This window comes from Pseudomonas sp. 7-41 (assembly GCF_021233075.1).
In the GTDB taxonomy this organism is placed as follows: Bacteria; Pseudomonadota; Gammaproteobacteria; order Pseudomonadales; family Pseudomonadaceae; genus Aquipseudomonas; species Aquipseudomonas veronii.
This window is the reverse complement of the sequence record NZ_CP089551.1, coordinates 2,175,622-2,190,326: the sequence shown is the minus strand read 5'-3', so window position 1 is coordinate 2,190,326 and position 14,705 is coordinate 2,175,622. Positions and strand designations below refer to the sequence as shown.

Below are 14,705 nucleotides of genomic sequence, written 5' to 3'. Positions count from 1 at the left end.
CCACCCCACGACGATCCGCGCCAATTGCCGGGCAAAAAAAATCCCCGAACCAGTCGGGGATTTTTTTAGGTGCGATCAATCAGCCCAGGGGCGGATCAATCTTCGCGGTAGCGACGCAGCTTGAGCTGCTTACCGGCAACGCGTGTGTCTTTCAGCTTGGTCAGCAGTTTTTCCAGACCGTCTTCCGGCAGCTCCACCAGGGAGAAGCTGTCACGGACCTGGATGCGACCGATGGCTTCACGTGCCAGGCCACCCTCGTTGAGGATAGCGCCCAGCAGGTTCTTGGCCGCGATACCGTCACGCGCGCCCAGCGCGGTACGGCAGCGAGCACGACCTTCAGCCAATGGCACCGGAGCGCGACGCTCACGATCACCACGCTCAGGACGGTCGCCGGAACGCTCTGGACGATCACCGCGTGGCGCGTTGTTCGGTACCAGTGGGCGTTCTTTCTCGATGGCTGCCAGGGTCAAGGCCTGAGCGTTGGTGGCTTTGCGCAGCAGGGCTGCAGCCAGGGCACGCGGGGTGCAACCGATATCGGCGGTCAGGCGGTCCAGCAGGTCGCCGTGGGTCGATTCAGCGTCAGCCACCAGTGGCGACAGGCTGTTGGTCAGTTTCTTGATGCGCGCATCGAGAACGGCCTGGGCATCCGGCAGGCGGACTTCAGCAACCTTCTGACCGGTCACACGCTCGATCACTTGCAGCATGCGGCGCTCACGCGGCGTCACCAGCAGCAGTGCGCGACCTTCGCGACCCGCACGGCCGGTACGGCCGATACGGTGAACGTAGGACTCTGGATCGTAAGGCATGTCAACGTTGAACACGTGGGTGATACGTGGAACGTCGAGGCCACGAGCAGCTACGTCGGTCGCTACAACGATGTCCAGACGGCCATCCTTGAGGGAGTCGATCACGCGCTCACGTTGGTTCTGGGCGATGTCACCGTTCAGCGCAGCGGCTTTGTAGCCTTTGGCTTCGAGGGCACTGGCCAGGTCCAGGGTCGCTTGCTTGGTACGCACGAACATGATCAGCGCGTCGAAGTCTTCGACTTCCAGCAGGCTCAATACAGCCGAGGTCTTCTGGTCAGCGTGAACCAACAGGTGAGCCTGTTCGATCGCGGTAACGGTCTGAGTCTTGGTCTGGATCTTCACGTGTTGCGGATCGCGCAGGTGGCGTTCGGCAATGGCACGGATCGACTGCGGCAGGGTGGCCGAGAACAGCACGGTCTGACGGGTCGGTGGCAGTGCCTTGAAGATGACTTCCAGGTCATCCATGAAGCCCAGCTTCAACATTTCGTCAGCTTCGTCCAGAACCAGGTGGTTCACGGTCGACAGGACTTTCTCGTCACGACGCAGGTGGTCGCACAGACGACCCGGAGTGGCGACAACGATCTGTGCGCCATTACGGATAGCCTTGAGTTGCGGGCCCATCGGCGCGCCGCCATAGACGGCTACAACGGTTACGCCTGGCATTTGCTTGGCGTAGGTTTCAAAAGCGGTTGCTACTTGCAGCGCCAACTCACGAGTTGGCGCCAGGATCAGGGCTTGCGGTTCGCGCTTGGCAGGATCGATGCAGTGCAGGATAGGCAGGGCGAACGCGGCGGTTTTACCGGTACCGGTTTGCGCCTGGCCAATCATGTCGTGGCCGGCCATGATGATCGGGATCGATTGCTGCTGAATCGCCGAAGGTTCTTCGTAGCCAGTCGCAATGACGGCAGCAAGAATGTTCGGGTTAAGATTAAAAGCGGCGAAGCCGCCGGTTTCCTGGGTCATGGGTCTGCCTCTAAGTGCATCCGCAAAGACCCATGCTCCAAAGCTGCGCATGCCGTGTTGAGACTCAAGAGTCGCCCTGGCTGCTTTGTCGGCGGGGATTTGCGAAAACGAATGAATGAAAAAGATTCGTCAAGGAAGAGTCCGCTGTGCGGACGTGCAGCCGAAGCTGACTTCGGGGAATTGCGCTACCTAAACGCGGCCCGGTTAAAGGCCGGCGCGCACTATACCGGAAATAGCTGAAAAAGGGAGCTTTTTTTATCGCAAAGCACCGATAAACCGCACTGCGTCACCGCCTTTGCGCAGATGGGCTCCAGGGTCTATTTTTCAAGTGCCCGGCCCTGTTGGCTGAAACGCTTAAACGGTTCACCCGCACACTCGGCCCCTTTGGTCCGAAACCCCTTACTGCACCCGAGGGCACACCCGATGAATCAAGCCAGCAGCAGCCTCGTCAGCCGTGAACTCCTGGATCATGTCCTGTTGTTGGGCCTGGATCGGGTCGCCAAGCGCAATGCCTTTGACCTGGATCTGCTCAACGCACTGAGCCTGGCCTATGGCGAATTTGATCGAAACGACGATGCGCGGGTGGCCGTGGTGTTCGCCCACGGCGACCACTTCACCGCCGGGCTGGACCTGGCCAACGTCAGCGCAGTGATGGCCGGAGGCTGGCAACCGCCACCGGGGGGCTGCGATCCCTGGGGCGTGTTCGCCGGCCCTCGGGTCGGCAAACCGGTGATCGTCGCCGCTCAGGGCTACTGCCTGACCCTTGGCATCGAGTTGATGCTGGCGGCGGATATCAATCTCTGCGCGAGCAACACCCGCTTCGCGCAGATGGAAGTACAACGTGGGATCTTTCCATTTGGTGGTGCGACGTTGCGCTTTCATCAAATAGCAGGCTGGGGCAACGCCATGCGCTGGCTGCTCACCGGCGATGAGTTCGATGCCCACGAAGCCCTGCGCCTGGGGTTGGTGCAGGAAGTGATGGCCAGCGAAGACCTGCTGCCGCGCGCCATCGAACTGGCCAGCCGCATCGCGCGCCAGGCGCCCCTCGGCGTGCAAGCCACGTTGATGTCGGCCCGCCTGGCGCGCTTGGAGGGCGAAGCTGTCGCGGCCGCCGCGTTACCGCCGCTGGTCGCGCAATTGTTCAACAGCGAAGACGCCAAGGAAGGCGTGCGCGCCATGCTCGAGAAGCGCCCGGGGGTATTCAGGGGAATTTGAGTTGGCCGTGCCGCAGTCATCGCGAGCAAGCCCGCGCCCACATCGACCGCATTCCTTCAGGATGTGCTCGGTCAAATGTGGGAGTGGGCTTGCCCGCGATGACGCCCGTTCAGACAACTAGGTTGCCGGCCGAATCGCCTTGATCAATGGCTGCAACGAATAGCCCAATCGCGGCGCCAGCGCTTCGGCGCGGGCCGAGAGCGCCGCAGCGTCCAGCGCCTGATCCAACTCCGAAGGCACCAGCAGGATCACATTGCCCTCCTTCACCGGCAGCTCCCAATAATGCCGGTGATACAACCCGCGCAGCAGGGCCGCACCCAACGGTTTGCCGTCGTCGGTGGCCCACTGATTGATCACCAGCCAACCGCCGGGGTTGAGTTTCTTCTGGCAGTTTTCCAGGAAGGTCCAGGCCAGGTGCCCAACGCCGGGGCCGACATCGGTGTACAGGTCGACGAAGATCAGGTCGGCCGTTTCGGCGGTCTCGAGCAATTCCAGAGCATCGCCAATGCGGATGTACAGGCGCGGATCGTCGTCCAGCCCCAGGAACTCAATGGCCAGGCGCGGCACCTCGGGGCGCAGCTCGATGGCTTCGACATCCTCCAGCGGCAGGAACTTGAGGCACGCCTGGGTCAGCGTGCCGGCGCCCAGGCCGAGGAACAACGCGCTTTCCGGCTGCTCGTGGCACAACGCACCGATCAGCATCGCACGGGTGTAGTCGTACTCCAGCCAGCTCGGGTCGGCGGTGAACACGCAGCTTTGCTCGATGGCGTCGCCAAACTCGAGAAAACGGTAATCGGCCACTTCGAGCACGCGGATCATGCCGAAGTCATCATGGACCTCGGCCAGCAGGCGCTCGACACGCTCCTCGCTCATCTACAACTCCTAACGGGTTCACCCCAGGGCAAAGGCGCGATTGTCGGCCAACCGGCGGCAACAGGTCACGCACTAATTGCTGATAACATTGGCGCCCGACCGTCAATCACCCTATCGAGTCCACGATGAGCCAACCCTGGAGCCCAGACAGCTGGCGCGCCCTGCCGATCCAGCAACAACCCCAGTACCCGGACGCTGCACACCTGTTACAGGTAGAGCAGAGCCTGGCCAGCTACCCGCCGCTGGTATTTGCCGGGGAGGCCCGCGAGTTGCGCCGCCAGTTTGCCGAGGTGACCCAGGGTCGCGCCTTCCTGCTGCAAGGCGGCGACTGCGCCGAGAGTTTTGCCGAGTTCTCCGCCGCAAAAATCCGCGACACCTTCAAGGTGCTGCTGCAGATGGCTATCGTGATGACCTTCGCCGCCGGCTGCCCGGTGGTGAAAGTCGGGCGCATGGCCGGCCAGTTCGCCAAGCCGCGCTCGTCCAACGATGAAACCATCGATGGCGTCACCTTGCCGGCCTACCGTGGCGATATCGTCAACGGCATCGGCTTCGACGAAAAAAGCCGTGTGCCGGACCCCGACCGCCTGCTGCAGTCCTACCACCAGTCCACCGCCACCCTTAACCTGCTGCGCGCGTTCGCCCAGGGCGGGTTTGCCGACCTGCACCAGGTACACAAGTGGAACCTGGACTTCATCGCCAACTCCGCACTGGCCGAGAAGTACAGCCAGTTGGCGAACCGTATCGACGAAACCCTGGCCTTCATGCGCGCCTGCGGCATGGACAGCTCGCCGCAACTGCGCGAAACCAGCTTCTTCACCGCCCACGAAGCGCTGCTGCTCAACTACGAACAAGCCTTCGTGCGCCGCGACAGCCTGACCAACGACTACTACGACTGCTCGGCCCACATGCTGTGGATCGGCGATCGCACCCGTCAGTTGGACGGCGCCCACGTCGAGTTCCTGCGCGGGGTACACAACCCGATCGGGGTCAAGGTCGGCCCGAGCATGAACCCGGATGACCTGATCCGCCTGATCGACATCCTCAACCCGGACAACGACCCCGGCCGCTTGAACCTGATCGCGCGCATGGGCGCCAACAAGGTCGGCGACCACCTGCCGGCGCTGCTTCGCGCCGTGCAGCGTGAGGGCAAACAGGTGCTGTGGAGCTCCGACCCGATGCACGGCAACACGATCAAGGCCAGCAGCGGCTACAAGACCCGCGACTTTGCGCAGATCCTCGGCGAGGTGAAGGAATTCTTCCAGGTACACGAGGCCGAAGGCACCTATGCCGGCGGGATTCATATCGAGATGACCGGGCAGAACGTCACCGAATGCATCGGCGGCGCGCGGCCGATCACCGAAGATGGCTTGTCGGACCGCTACCACACCCACTGCGACCCACGGATGAATGCCGATCAGTCGCTGGAGCTGGCGTTCCTGATCGCAGAGACGTTGAAGCAAGTAAAACGGTGACCCCATTCGGTAGGCGCGAGCTTGTTCGCGAAAAACCTGAGAATGCCGCGGGGTGTCGGTTTCCCGCGTCATCGTTAACGTTTCTCGCGAGCAAGCTCGGGCCTACCGTGATGTGAGCATCGCCGCCCTTAATCGGTCGGCACTCGGCCGTGGGCAATTGAGCTGCACCTGTTCGAGCCCCAGCCACTCGGCCATTTGCCGCAAGTTCAGCGCCAGCGCGCACATCCCCTCCTCGTCCAGCCCCGGCGTTTCTTCATGCACCGCATGCACGGCCAGGCGGCCGTGGGCGCGTTCGGCACGCAGGTCGACGCGCGCGGCGATCCGCTCGTTGTGCAGAAACGGCAGCACGTAGTAGCCGTACACCCGCTTGTCCTGCGGCGTGTAAATCTCCAGCCGATAACGGAAATCGAACAGCCGCTCGGTGCGGCTGCGCTCCCAGATCAGCGAATCGAACGGCGACAACAGTGCGCTGGCCGGCACCTTGCGCGGCACTTTCGGCTCCGGCAGGCAGTAGGCCGGCTGCTTCCAGCCCTGCACGCGGCACATCAGCAATTGGCCGTCCTCGACCAGTTCGGCCAAGCGGCTGCGAGTGTCGGCGGGGTCCAGGCGGAAGTAATCGCGCAGATCTTTTTCGCTGCCCACACCCAGCGCAGTCGCACTGTGCAGCAGCAAACCGCGCTGAGCCTCGGCCTCGCTCAGCGGCGCCTGGTGAAGCCGGTCGCCAGGGATGACGCGCTCGGGCAAATCGTAGAGCCGCTCGAACCCGCGCCGACCGGCAACCGTGACCAGGCCAGCGGCGAACAGCCATTCCAGCGCGTGCTTTTCATCGCTCCAGTCCCACCACGGGCCGGCGCGCTCGGCGCGGGTCGACAGACTGCCTGCACCCAGGGGGCCCTGTTGTTCGACAGTGTTCAACACGCGCTGGATGATGGCCTGCTGCTCGCGACCAAAACGCGCCATCTGCGCGTAAATCCCCTGCCCTTGTCTTGCCCGCTCCATGCGCCAGCGCATCAAGGGGTACAGCGCCATCGGCAACAACGAGGCCTCATGCCCCCAATACTCGAACAACGAACGCTGTCGGCCCTGGCTCCAGGCCGCCTGCTCAAGCAGTGACGGGGTGTACTGACCCAGGCGGGAAAACAACGGCAGGTAATGGGAGCGCACCACGGCATTGACCGAATCGATCTGCAGCACGCCCAGGCGGTCGATCAAGCGGTTGAGGTGTGCGGCCTTGATCAATGCAGGCGCCTGGCGCCCGGAAAAGCCCTGGGCGGCCAGTGCCATGCGGCGCGCTTGCTTGAGGGAAAACGACAGGTCGGCGGGCATGGGCATCTCCGTATGAACGTGCCGACCACCCTACTGCATCCTCGGTCATTTTCGCAGTGGGTCTTCCCAGAAATGCCGATGGGCTTCGTGCTCCACATCAGCGCGGCTCAGCCCGATATCCTTGAGCGCCGCATCGCTCAGCGTGGCCACTAACCGACGCTCGTACCGCAATACCTGCCACCGCGCAATCGCTTGGAACAGCCCGGAAAGCGGCCGCTTCGTCCATCCTGCACAACCTGTTTGACCTTTCATCTTCTCGCCCTCCCTTGGGGATGACGCGAGTGTGTGCCGGCAGCTATGATCAATCCAACGAATGTTTCTTATGAAATACATCTCAGGAATTGATCAATTGGCTGCCTACCCAAGCATCGACACCGACGTGCTGCGCACCTTCGTCGCCATCGCCGACCAGGGCGGGTTTACCCGTGCCGGCGAGCAGGTCAACCGCACCCAATCGGCGGTCAGCATGCAGATGAAGCGCCTGGAAGAAGACGTGCTGCAGCGCAAACTGTTCGAGCGCGACGGCCGCCAAGTGCGGCTGACGCCGGAGGGCCAGGTGCTGCTGGGGTATGCGCGGCGCATCCTGAAACTGCACAGCGAGGTGTTCAACACCCTGCGAGAACCGCATATGGTCGGGCTGGTACGCATCGGCACCCCGGACGACTATGTGATGCGCTTCCTGCCGGGGATTCTCAAACAGTTTTCCAAGGCCTACCCGCTGATCCAGATCGAGATGCACTGCGAGGCATCCACCGTGCTGATGCAACGGCGGGATCTGGCGTTGACGGTGATCAGCCGCGAACCCGGCAATGATATCGGCGAGTTGTTGCGCACCGAGCGCGTGGTGTGGGCGGCGGCGCCGTGTTTCTGCGTGGACGAGCACGACGCCCTGCCACTGGCGATGTCCGGCGCCGATTGCCTTTACACCCAGTGGGCGCGTACCTCACTGGATACCGTCGGGCGCAATTATCGCCTGGCCTACAACAGCACCAACGGGGCGGCGATCCAGGCCGTGGTCAGCGCCGGCCTGGCAGTGATGGTCAGCATGGAAAGCCTGGTGACGGATGACCTGCGCGTGCTCGGCAGTGACGAGGGTTTCCCGCCCTTGCCGTCGATGAATCTGCGCTTGTTACGCAACCCGTTGATGACGTCACCTATCACCGAATGCCTGGCGGAGTACATCATCGACGGCTTCAAACCTTAAACATCAGCATCACGGCGCACACCACCAGGAAACCGCAGAACAAACCGCGCAACAGGCGCTCCGGCAGCGCGTGGGCGACTTTTACCCCCCAACTGATGCTGAGCAGGCCACCGACCGCCAGGGGGATGCCGATCATCCAGTCCACTTCGTGGTGCCAGGCGTAAGTGACAAGAGTCACCCCGGTGCTGGGCAGCGCCAAGGCCAGGGACAAGCCTTGGGCCACCACCTGGGTGGTGCCGAACACACTGGTCAGCACTGGCGTGGCGACCACCGCACCACCGACACCGAACAAACCGCCCATAGAGCCGGAGACCGCGCCCAACACCCCGAGCCACGGCCAGGCATGGCGCATCTGTGCCGTCGGCGGCGCATTGCGGGTGAACATGCGCAGCAGGTTGTAGGCCGACAGCGCCAGCAGAAATGCGATAAAGCCGATACGCATCGCGCCGGCGTCCAGGCCCACGGCCCAGATCGAGCCGAGCCAGGCAAAGCTGAAGCCCATTACCCCCAACGGCAGCGCGTGGCGCAGTTCAATGCGATTACGCTGGTGATAACGCCACAGCGCGAGCATCACGTTGGGCACCACCATCACCAGCGCGGTGCCTTGGGCGATCTGCTGATCGAGGCCAAACAGCACGCCGAGCACCGGGATGGCAATCAACCCGCCGCCAATGCCGAACAGGCCGCCCACCGTGCCCAATGCCGCGCCCATAACCAAGTACATCGCTAAATCCAACACCACGCATTACTCCACAATCCCAAGCCTTGCATGCTACGCAGTCCGCTCTGGCGCGGATACGCACAGCAACGCACAATGGCTGTGCCAATCCCGCATAAGCGTCGACCGATGAACCCGCATATCCTCACCGACCAACTCAGCCTGTTTCTCGATGTGCTGGAAACCGGCAGTTTTTCCGCCGCCGCGCGTCGCCATCCGCTGACGCCCTCCGCCGTGGCCCGGCGTATCGACAGCCTGGAAAGCTCGGTGGGCAGCCGCTTGTTCCAGCGCAGCACCCACGCGGTGCTGCCAACACCGGCCGGCCTGGCGTTCGCCGAACGCGCGCGGCGCATCGTCACCGAGTTGCAATTGGCACGGGCGGAAGCGGTGTCCTTGAGCCATGCGCCGGAAGGCTTGATTCGCGTGGACGCACCGGCGGCGTTCGGTCGACGGCATCTGGCGCCGGTGATCGCCGACTTCCTGAACGTCTACCCGGGGCTGGATGTACACCTGCATTTGATCGACAGCTTCGTGGACATGCAGGGCGCGCACCTGGGTAAGGTCGATCTGGTGCTGCGTGCCGGGCATATCGTCGACACCCGGCTGATCGCCACGCCGCTGGCCAGCATCGTGCGAATTGCCTGTGCCAGCCCGGCCTACCTGAAAAACCGTGGCACGCCGACCCATCCGCGAGACCTCAGCGAACACGACGGCCTGGACTGGGATGGCCTGGCGCCGATCTTCGCCTGGCGCTTCGAACTGGACGGGCGTCGCGCCACCTATCGCCCGCAACGCATCCGCATGAGCGCCAACAACGCCGAAGCCCTGCTCTCCGGTGCCCTGGCCGGCCTGGGTATCGCGCACCTGCCCACCTGGCTGGCGAGTGAATACCTGGTCCGCGGCGAACTCTTGCCCCTGTTTTGCGAAAACGGCCTGCCCAGCCCGGAAACCACCGGCATCTATGCGCTGCGCCTGGAACAACAGCCGAACGCACGTAGCCGCTTGTTGCTCGAATACCTGAAATCGCGCTTCAGCCCAGTGCCGCCCTGGGACCTGGCGCTGCAAAGCGGATTGGTCTGACCCCCCGGACAGAATTACCTGGCGCATTAAAGATTTGCCCGCTAGATTCCAGCCCAGATACGCTTTTTTGAGGCAGCACCATGAGCAAAAATCCCGATCCTTGCCAATCCCTGTTGCTGGATAACCAGCTGTGCTTCGCCCTGCACTCCACTTCATTGCTGATGACCAAGGTCTACAAGCCGCTGCTGCAAGCCCTCGGCCTGACCTATCCGCAGTACCTGGCCATGATGGTGCTGTGGGAAGAGGATGGCTTGACTGTCGGCGAAATCAGCAGCCGCCTGCTGACCGATCCCGGCTCCCTGACCCCCCTGCTCAAGCGCCTGGAAGCCGAGGGCCTGCTCAGCCGCACGCGCAGTCGCGAAGACGAGCGAGTGGTGGTGGTGGAACTGACCGACGCTGGCCGTGCCTTGCAAGACAAGGCCAAGGGGATTCCTCAGTGCATCCTCGGCGCCAGCGGCCTGGAGCTGGAGCAACTGCGCAAGCTGCAAGCTGATTTGATTGCGTTGCGGGGCAATCTGCAAGGCGCGGTCTAAACACACCCAAGCCCAATACCTGCGGAGGGGGCAATCCCCTCCCACAGGTGGTTTTGAGGTGCCCTTACGAAAAAATTCTGGAATTTATCTTGCGCACTAAACATTAGCGCTATACATTCACCTCACCAACTACTTAGCGCGCAAACATTTAGCGCAAAACACCAAGAGGGCAACACCATGCAAACGCTCTATACCGCAGTAGCCACCGCCACCGGCGGCCGTGATGGTCGTGCCGTGTCCAACGACAACATCCTCGACGTCAAACTCTCCACCCCCAAGGAACTGGGCGGTGCCGGCGGTCAGGCCACCAACCCGGAACAACTGTTCGCCGCCGGCTACTCGGCCTGCTTTATCGGCGCACTGAAATTCGTCGCCAGCCAGACCAAACGCAAAATTCCGGATGATGCGTCGATCACTGCCCATGTCGGCATCGGTCAGATCCCGGGTGGCTTCGGTCTGGATATCGACCTGCACATCAGCCTGCCGGGCCTGGCCCAGGACGACGCGCAAAGCCTGGTCGACGCTGCCCACCAAGTCTGCCCGTACTCCAACGCCACCCGCGGCAACGTCGATGTGCGTCTGCACGTCACCGTCTAACCCGCGCGGCTCGCCAACGACACGCCGCCAGCCACGTGCCGGCGTTGCGGCAAGCATCGGATGAGCTGAGGCAATACTTGAAGTGACAGGTAAACGCCCACAAAAAAGCCCGACTCAAGGTCGGGCTTTTTTCGTACCGGTGGGGCCAGAATTACTTCTTGGCGCGACCTTTGTACGAACCGCCTTCACGGGTATCGATCTCGATCATGTCGTCGATTTCGATGAAATCGGCCACTTGCAGTTCGGTACCGTTAGCCAGCTTGGCAGGCTTCATGACTTTGCCCGAAGTGTCGCCGCGAGCGGAACCTTCGGTGTAGGCAACCTTACGCACGATGGTGGTCGGCAGCTCTACGGAAACCAGGCGGTCTTCGAAGAAAACGGCTTCGCAGACGTCGGTCATGCCTTCTTCGATGAACGGCAGAACGGCTTCGATATCTTCAGCGTTCAGCTCGTACATGGTGTAGTCGGTAGTGTCCATGAACGTGTAAGAGTCGCCGCTGATGAAGGACAGGGTCGCTTCTTTACGGTCGAGGATCACGTCGTCCAGCTTGTCATCGGCGCCGTAAACGGTTTCGGTCTTGTAACCAGTCAGCAGGTTTTTCAGCTTGGTCTTCATGATCGCGCTGTTACGGCCCGACTTGGTGAATTCAGCTTTCTGAATCAACCAAGGATCGTTGTCGATACGGATTACCATACCGGGTTTCAGTTCTTTACCAGTTTTCATTGCGTATATCCGAAATTTGGATGGGGTTTACAAAAATCAAGGTGGCGTATCATATCCAACTTTCATAAAACTGTACCAGCGCCGTCGCAAGATCCGCCTGCAAGGCCTGTTCCAGACACCATGTTTCGGCGTGTGCAGCCACTTCCGGCCAGTGTTCCAGCAGCTTTTTCCACGGCTGGGCCATATCACCCTCGGTGTTCCAGGCCTGCCAAAGCGCTACCACCGCGACTTTTGCCGCCGGCGAGAGGGCTGCGGTGTACAGCTCCAGAAAGGCGTCGAGCTTGTCCAGGTGGATGTCTTCGTCCTGGCGATAGATATGCCACAGCAACGGGCGCCCGGCCCATTGGGCCCGCACGAACGAGTCTTCGCCGCGCACGGCGTTGAACTCGCAACACCACAGCAGGCGGTCATATTGCTCCTGGCGCACGAACGGCAGCACCTGCACGGTCAGGGCGTCGCGCTGATGAGTATCGCCCGCCGCCAGCCGGTCCACGCCGAGCCAGCGCTGCACATCGCCGAGGATGCGCCCTTCCGGCACCAGCAGATGAGTGGCGCGCCCGTCCGTCGCCAACACGTCCAGCCAACCGGCAAGCGCGGCATTTTCGTAGGCAAACAGCGACATCAGCCGCGCACCGGTTGCGGGAAATACGCCCAGGCTTTGCAGGAAATGTTTCTGCGCGCCAGCATCCTGCTGAAACGCCTGACGCTGTTGCAGCAACCCCGCCTCACGCAACAGGCCACCGGTGCCGGGCCGGAAGCCGGGAAAGAAGAAGTACTTCTGCACCCCCTTGAACTTCACCGACGGCAGACGATGGCACCCCACCACCCAGTCCTCGGCACTCAGGTAGTCCAGGTTCATCCACAACGGCGCGTGCTCGCGCGCGGCCATCGCGTCCATGTAGTCAGGCGGCAACTGGCAGGCAAACGCGGCGATCACCACATCCGCCGATGGCGTGGCCGACCATTGCGCCGGCCAATGGCGCACGTCGACGCCCTCTTGCCATTGCTGCTCCCGTTGCACATCAATCTCCGGGCACATGCGTTCGAAGGCCCGCAGGTCATCGACCCACAAGCGCACGTCACAGGCGTGCTCCACCACTAATTGCCGGGCCAGGCGCCAAGTCACGCCAATGTCGCCGTAGTTGTCGACGACGCTGCAAAAAATATCCCAGCGGGCTTTCATTCCGGGCTCCCACGCTCAAAGGCTCGATTGTCCGCATAAATGCCCCGATGCAGAAGGCTTGATCGCGATTATTCTGCACGGTGGCTGTGCGACAATCGCCGCCACGCCGTAAATGCCTGCCAGGAGGCCGCCATGTCTGACCGTCCGCTGTCGTTGTTCAAGCTTTGTCTCGCTATCGCCCTGGGCGTGTGGCTGGGGTTTATCGCGATTGCGCTGACCACCTGGCTGGCGTCGCGCTATCTGTTCCCGCAGAGCCTGGCGCCGGTCGCCCAGGCCGTCGAGCAACTCGGCAAGCCCGCGCCGGTCGCGGTGGAACCGCCGAACCGCCTGTTCGAGCAGTATCAAGAGAACCTGCGCAAGCAGGAACAACGGCAGAGCCTGGATCAGGCGCGCAACAATGCGCGCAACCTGTCCAACCCCAAATGCCAGTTCTGGCTGCAACAGGACCAGAACGCGCCCAATGAAAAGAGCAAGGCGAATGTCCTGCAATTTTGCGAATGATCAAGCCCAACCATGAATAAACACGCCGTCCTCCAGTTGATCCTGGAAAAACTCAGCGTCGACCTCGACATCGCCCAGCGCGCCGCGCAGACCGCCTACGAAACCGCGACCCACGAAGAAAACATCGCCGAAAACAAATACGACACCCTCGGCCTGGAAGCGTCTTACCTGGCGGCCGGGCAGGCCAAGCGGGTGGAGGAAATCAAGCAGTCGCTGGCGCTGTGCCAGAACCTGCAACTGCAGCTGCGTGCATACGATGAGCAACGGGGCATAGAAGTCGGCGCGCTAGTGGGCCTGGAGGACGAAAACGGTCGCCAGCAATGGTTGTTCCTGGCGCCGGATGCTGCGGGTTTGAAAGTCGATGTGGTGGGGCAACCGGTCACCGTCATCACCCCGCGCTCGCCCCTGGGCCACAGCCTGCTGGGCAAGTTCGAAGGCGATGAGGTGGAAATCCTGGTGGCGGGCGCCCGGCAACACTTTACGGTGACCGAGGCCCGCTGAAACCACTCAGTGGACGGGCAGTTCTACGCCGTCGAACAACTCTTCCAGTTCCTGCTTGTTGTGGCACTGGATCGCCTTGGCCATGACTTCGCGCGTCAGGTGCGGGGCGAATTTCTCGATGAAGTCGCACATGAAACCACGCAGGAACGTGCCGCGACGGAAACCGATCTTGGTCACGCTGGACTCGAACAACTCGCTGGCGTCGAGCACGACCAGGTCTTTATCGAGCTGGGTGTCGACCGCCATCTTGGCGACGATCCCCACGCCCAGGCCCAGGCGAACGTAAGTCTTGATCACGTCGGCGTCGGCCGCGGTGAACACCACTTTCGGCGTGAGGCCGCGGTGGCTGAAGGCTTCGTCGAGCTTGGAGCGGCCGGTAAAGCCGAACACATAAGTCACGATCGGGTATTCCGCCAGGGCTTCCAGGGTCAGCTTCGGCAGCTTGGCCAGCGGGTGGCCTTGCGGCACCACCACACAACGGTTCCAGCGATAGCACGGCATCATCACCAGGTCGCCGAACAACTCCAGCGCCTCAGTCGCAATCGCGAAATCGACGGTGCCGTCGGCGGCCATTTCAGCGATCTGCATCGGCGACCCCTGGTGCATGTGCAGGGCCACGTCCGGGTATTGCTTGATGAAATCGCGGATCACCGGCGGCAACGCATACCGTGCCTGGGTGTGGGTGGTCGCGATCGACAGGGTGCCCTTCTTCTCGTTGGAGAATTCCTGGGCGATCTGCTTGATGCTTTCGACTTTGCGCAGGATCTCGCCGGCGGTGGTGATGATGCGCTCACCGGCCGGGGTGACGCGGGTCAGGTGCTTGCCGCTGCGGGCGAACACTTCGACACCCAGCTCGTCTTCGAGCAGGCGGATCTGTTTGCTGATACCCGGTTGCGAGGTGTACAGGCTTTGAGCGGTAGCGGAAACGTTGAGATCGTGGTGCGCCACTTCCCAGATGTAGCGCAGTTGTTGAAGCTTCATATGTATCCCTCAAAGCAGATAGACGCCA

At 62.1% G+C, this 14,705-nt stretch carries 16 protein-coding genes; 8 read left to right on the top strand and 8 right to left on the bottom strand.

Features of this window, described 5'->3' with window-relative positions; all coding sequences use genetic code 11:
• Positions 1-95 precede the first annotated feature (95 nt).
• Positions 96-1,769 (bottom strand): DEAD/DEAH box helicase, encoded by a 1,674-nt coding sequence (locus LQ249_RS09900; RefSeq protein WP_017849506.1) that lies wholly within the window; start codon positions 1,767-1,769, stop codon positions 96-98.
• 423 nt (positions 1,770-2,192) lie between these two features.
• Between LQ249_RS09900 and LQ249_RS09895 the strand changes: the two genes are divergently transcribed.
• Positions 2,193-2,984 (top strand): crotonase/enoyl-CoA hydratase family protein, encoded by a 792-nt coding sequence (locus tag LQ249_RS09895; RefSeq protein WP_046384235.1) that lies wholly within the window; start codon positions 2,193-2,195, stop codon positions 2,982-2,984.
• Between the two features lie 117 nt (positions 2,985-3,101).
• Here the strand turns inward: LQ249_RS09895 and LQ249_RS09890 are convergent, their stop codons facing one another.
• Positions 3,102-3,857, bottom strand: a complete 756-nt coding sequence (locus LQ249_RS09890) for a spermidine synthase (RefSeq protein ID WP_017849508.1) — start codon at positions 3,855-3,857, stop codon at positions 3,102-3,104.
• A 125-nt stretch (positions 3,858-3,982) separates the two neighbouring features.
• Here LQ249_RS09890 and LQ249_RS09885 point away from each other — a divergent pair, with 125 nt between their 5' ends.
• Positions 3,983-5,329, top strand: a complete 1,347-nt coding sequence (locus LQ249_RS09885) for a class II 3-deoxy-7-phosphoheptulonate synthase (protein ID WP_017849509.1) — start codon at positions 3,983-3,985, stop codon at positions 5,327-5,329.
• A 102-nt stretch (positions 5,330-5,431) separates the two neighbouring features.
• Here the strand turns inward: LQ249_RS09885 and LQ249_RS09880 are convergent, their stop codons facing one another.
• On the bottom strand, positions 5,432-6,655 hold the full coding sequence (locus LQ249_RS09880; protein ID WP_232566427.1) for a winged helix-turn-helix domain-containing protein: 1,224 nt from the start codon (positions 6,653-6,655) through the stop codon (positions 5,432-5,434).
• 45 nt (positions 6,656-6,700) lie between these two features.
• Positions 6,701-6,907, bottom strand: a complete 207-nt coding sequence (locus tag LQ249_RS09875) for a DUF1127 domain-containing protein (protein WP_164887030.1) — start codon at positions 6,905-6,907, stop codon at positions 6,701-6,703.
• Positions 6,908-6,977: 70 nt separating this feature from the next.
• Between LQ249_RS09875 and LQ249_RS09870 the strand changes: the two genes are divergently transcribed.
• Positions 6,978-7,859, top strand: a complete 882-nt coding sequence (locus LQ249_RS09870) for a LysR family transcriptional regulator (RefSeq protein WP_032805034.1) — start codon at positions 6,978-6,980, stop codon at positions 7,857-7,859.
• On the opposite strand, the gene LQ249_RS09865 is transcribed toward LQ249_RS09870, so the two are convergent.
• Positions 7,849-8,598 carry a sulfite exporter TauE/SafE family protein gene (locus LQ249_RS09865; protein ID WP_108524459.1) on the bottom strand — a complete coding sequence of 250 codons (750 nt, stop codon included), beginning with the start codon at positions 8,596-8,598 and terminating at the stop codon, positions 7,849-7,851. The two genes, LQ249_RS09870 and LQ249_RS09865, sit on opposite strands and share 11 nt — an antisense overlap.
• Positions 8,599-8,706: 108 nt before the next feature.
• Between LQ249_RS09865 and LQ249_RS09860 the strand changes: the two genes are divergently transcribed.
• The 3 genes from LQ249_RS09860 to LQ249_RS09850 all read left to right on the top strand — a co-directional run bounded on the left by LQ249_RS09860 (position 8,707) and on the right by LQ249_RS09850 (position 10,787).
• Positions 8,707-9,657 (top strand): LysR family transcriptional regulator, encoded by a 951-nt coding sequence (locus tag LQ249_RS09860; RefSeq protein ID WP_046384239.1) that lies wholly within the window; start codon positions 8,707-8,709, stop codon positions 9,655-9,657.
• Between the two features lie 80 nt (positions 9,658-9,737).
• Positions 9,738-10,190 (top strand): MarR family winged helix-turn-helix transcriptional regulator, encoded by a 453-nt coding sequence (locus LQ249_RS09855; RefSeq protein ID WP_026140352.1) that lies wholly within the window; start codon positions 9,738-9,740, stop codon positions 10,188-10,190.
• Positions 10,191-10,367: 177 nt separating this feature from the next.
• Positions 10,368-10,787 (top strand): organic hydroperoxide resistance protein, encoded by a 420-nt coding sequence (locus LQ249_RS09850; protein WP_010211852.1) that lies wholly within the window; start codon positions 10,368-10,370, stop codon positions 10,785-10,787.
• 151 nt (positions 10,788-10,938) lie between these two features.
• On the opposite strand, the gene LQ249_RS09845 is transcribed toward LQ249_RS09850, so the two are convergent.
• Positions 10,939-11,511, bottom strand: a complete 573-nt coding sequence (locus LQ249_RS09845) for an elongation factor P (protein WP_057003728.1) — start codon at positions 11,509-11,511, stop codon at positions 10,939-10,941.
• A gap of 49 nt (positions 11,512-11,560) precedes the next feature.
• Positions 11,561-12,694: an elongation factor P maturation arginine rhamnosyltransferase EarP gene (earP, locus tag LQ249_RS09840; RefSeq protein ID WP_134939759.1), complete on the bottom strand. Its 1,134-nt coding sequence runs from the start codon at positions 12,692-12,694 to the stop codon at positions 11,561-11,563.
• 132 nt (positions 12,695-12,826) lie between these two features.
• Between earP and LQ249_RS09835 the strand changes: the two genes are divergently transcribed.
• Positions 12,827-13,195 carry a hypothetical protein gene (locus tag LQ249_RS09835; protein ID WP_017849518.1) on the top strand — a complete coding sequence of 123 codons (369 nt, stop codon included), beginning with the start codon at positions 12,827-12,829 and terminating at the stop codon, positions 13,193-13,195.
• 12 nt (positions 13,196-13,207) lie between these two features.
• Positions 13,208-13,696, top strand: a complete 489-nt coding sequence (locus LQ249_RS09830) for a GreA/GreB family elongation factor (RefSeq protein ID WP_046384241.1) — start codon at positions 13,208-13,210, stop codon at positions 13,694-13,696.
• Positions 13,697-13,702: 6 nt separating this feature from the next.
• Here LQ249_RS09830 and cysB read toward each other — a convergent pair whose 3' ends face one another.
• Positions 13,703-14,677 (bottom strand): HTH-type transcriptional regulator CysB, encoded by a 975-nt coding sequence (cysB, locus tag LQ249_RS09825; protein WP_017849520.1) that lies wholly within the window; start codon positions 14,675-14,677, stop codon positions 13,703-13,705.
• Positions 14,678-14,705 lie beyond the last annotated feature (28 nt).

Bases quoted from the DNA above. Each gene is read 5' to 3' on its own strand.
- LQ249_RS09850 (WP_010211852.1), top strand. From the start codon at position 10,368: ATGCAAACGCTCTATACCGCAGTAGCCACCGCCACCGGCGGCCGTGAT.
- LQ249_RS09855 (WP_026140352.1), top strand. From the start codon at position 9,738: ATGAGCAAAAATCCCGATCCTTGCCAATCCCTGTTGCTGGATAACCAG.
- LQ249_RS09880 (WP_232566427.1), bottom strand. From the start codon at position 6,655: ATGCCCGCCGACCTGTCGTTTTCCCTCAAGCAAGCGCGCCGCATGGCA.
- LQ249_RS09860 (WP_046384239.1), top strand. From the start codon at position 8,707: ATGAACCCGCATATCCTCACCGACCAACTCAGCCTGTTTCTCGATGTG.
- LQ249_RS09895 (WP_046384235.1), top strand. From the start codon at position 2,193: ATGAATCAAGCCAGCAGCAGCCTCGTCAGCCGTGAACTCCTGGATCAT.
- LQ249_RS09845 (WP_057003728.1), bottom strand. From the start codon at position 11,511: ATGAAAACTGGTAAAGAACTGAAACCCGGTATGGTAATCCGTATCGAC.
- LQ249_RS09875 (WP_164887030.1), bottom strand. From the start codon at position 6,907: ATGAAAGGTCAAACAGGTTGTGCAGGATGGACGAAGCGGCCGCTTTCC.
- earP (WP_134939759.1), bottom strand. From the start codon at position 12,694: ATGAAAGCCCGCTGGGATATTTTTTGCAGCGTCGTCGACAACTACGGC.
- LQ249_RS09885 (WP_017849509.1), top strand. From the start codon at position 3,983: ATGAGCCAACCCTGGAGCCCAGACAGCTGGCGCGCCCTGCCGATCCAG.
- LQ249_RS09870 (WP_032805034.1), top strand. From the start codon at position 6,978: ATGAAATACATCTCAGGAATTGATCAATTGGCTGCCTACCCAAGCATC.
- LQ249_RS09890 (WP_017849508.1), bottom strand. From the start codon at position 3,857: ATGAGCGAGGAGCGTGTCGAGCGCCTGCTGGCCGAGGTCCATGATGAC.
- LQ249_RS09900 (WP_017849506.1), bottom strand. From the start codon at position 1,769: ATGACCCAGGAAACCGGCGGCTTCGCCGCTTTTAATCTTAACCCGAAC.
- LQ249_RS09830 (WP_046384241.1), top strand. From the start codon at position 13,208: ATGAATAAACACGCCGTCCTCCAGTTGATCCTGGAAAAACTCAGCGTC.
- LQ249_RS09835 (WP_017849518.1), top strand. From the start codon at position 12,827: ATGTCTGACCGTCCGCTGTCGTTGTTCAAGCTTTGTCTCGCTATCGCC.
- cysB (WP_017849520.1), bottom strand. From the start codon at position 14,677: ATGAAGCTTCAACAACTGCGCTACATCTGGGAAGTGGCGCACCACGAT.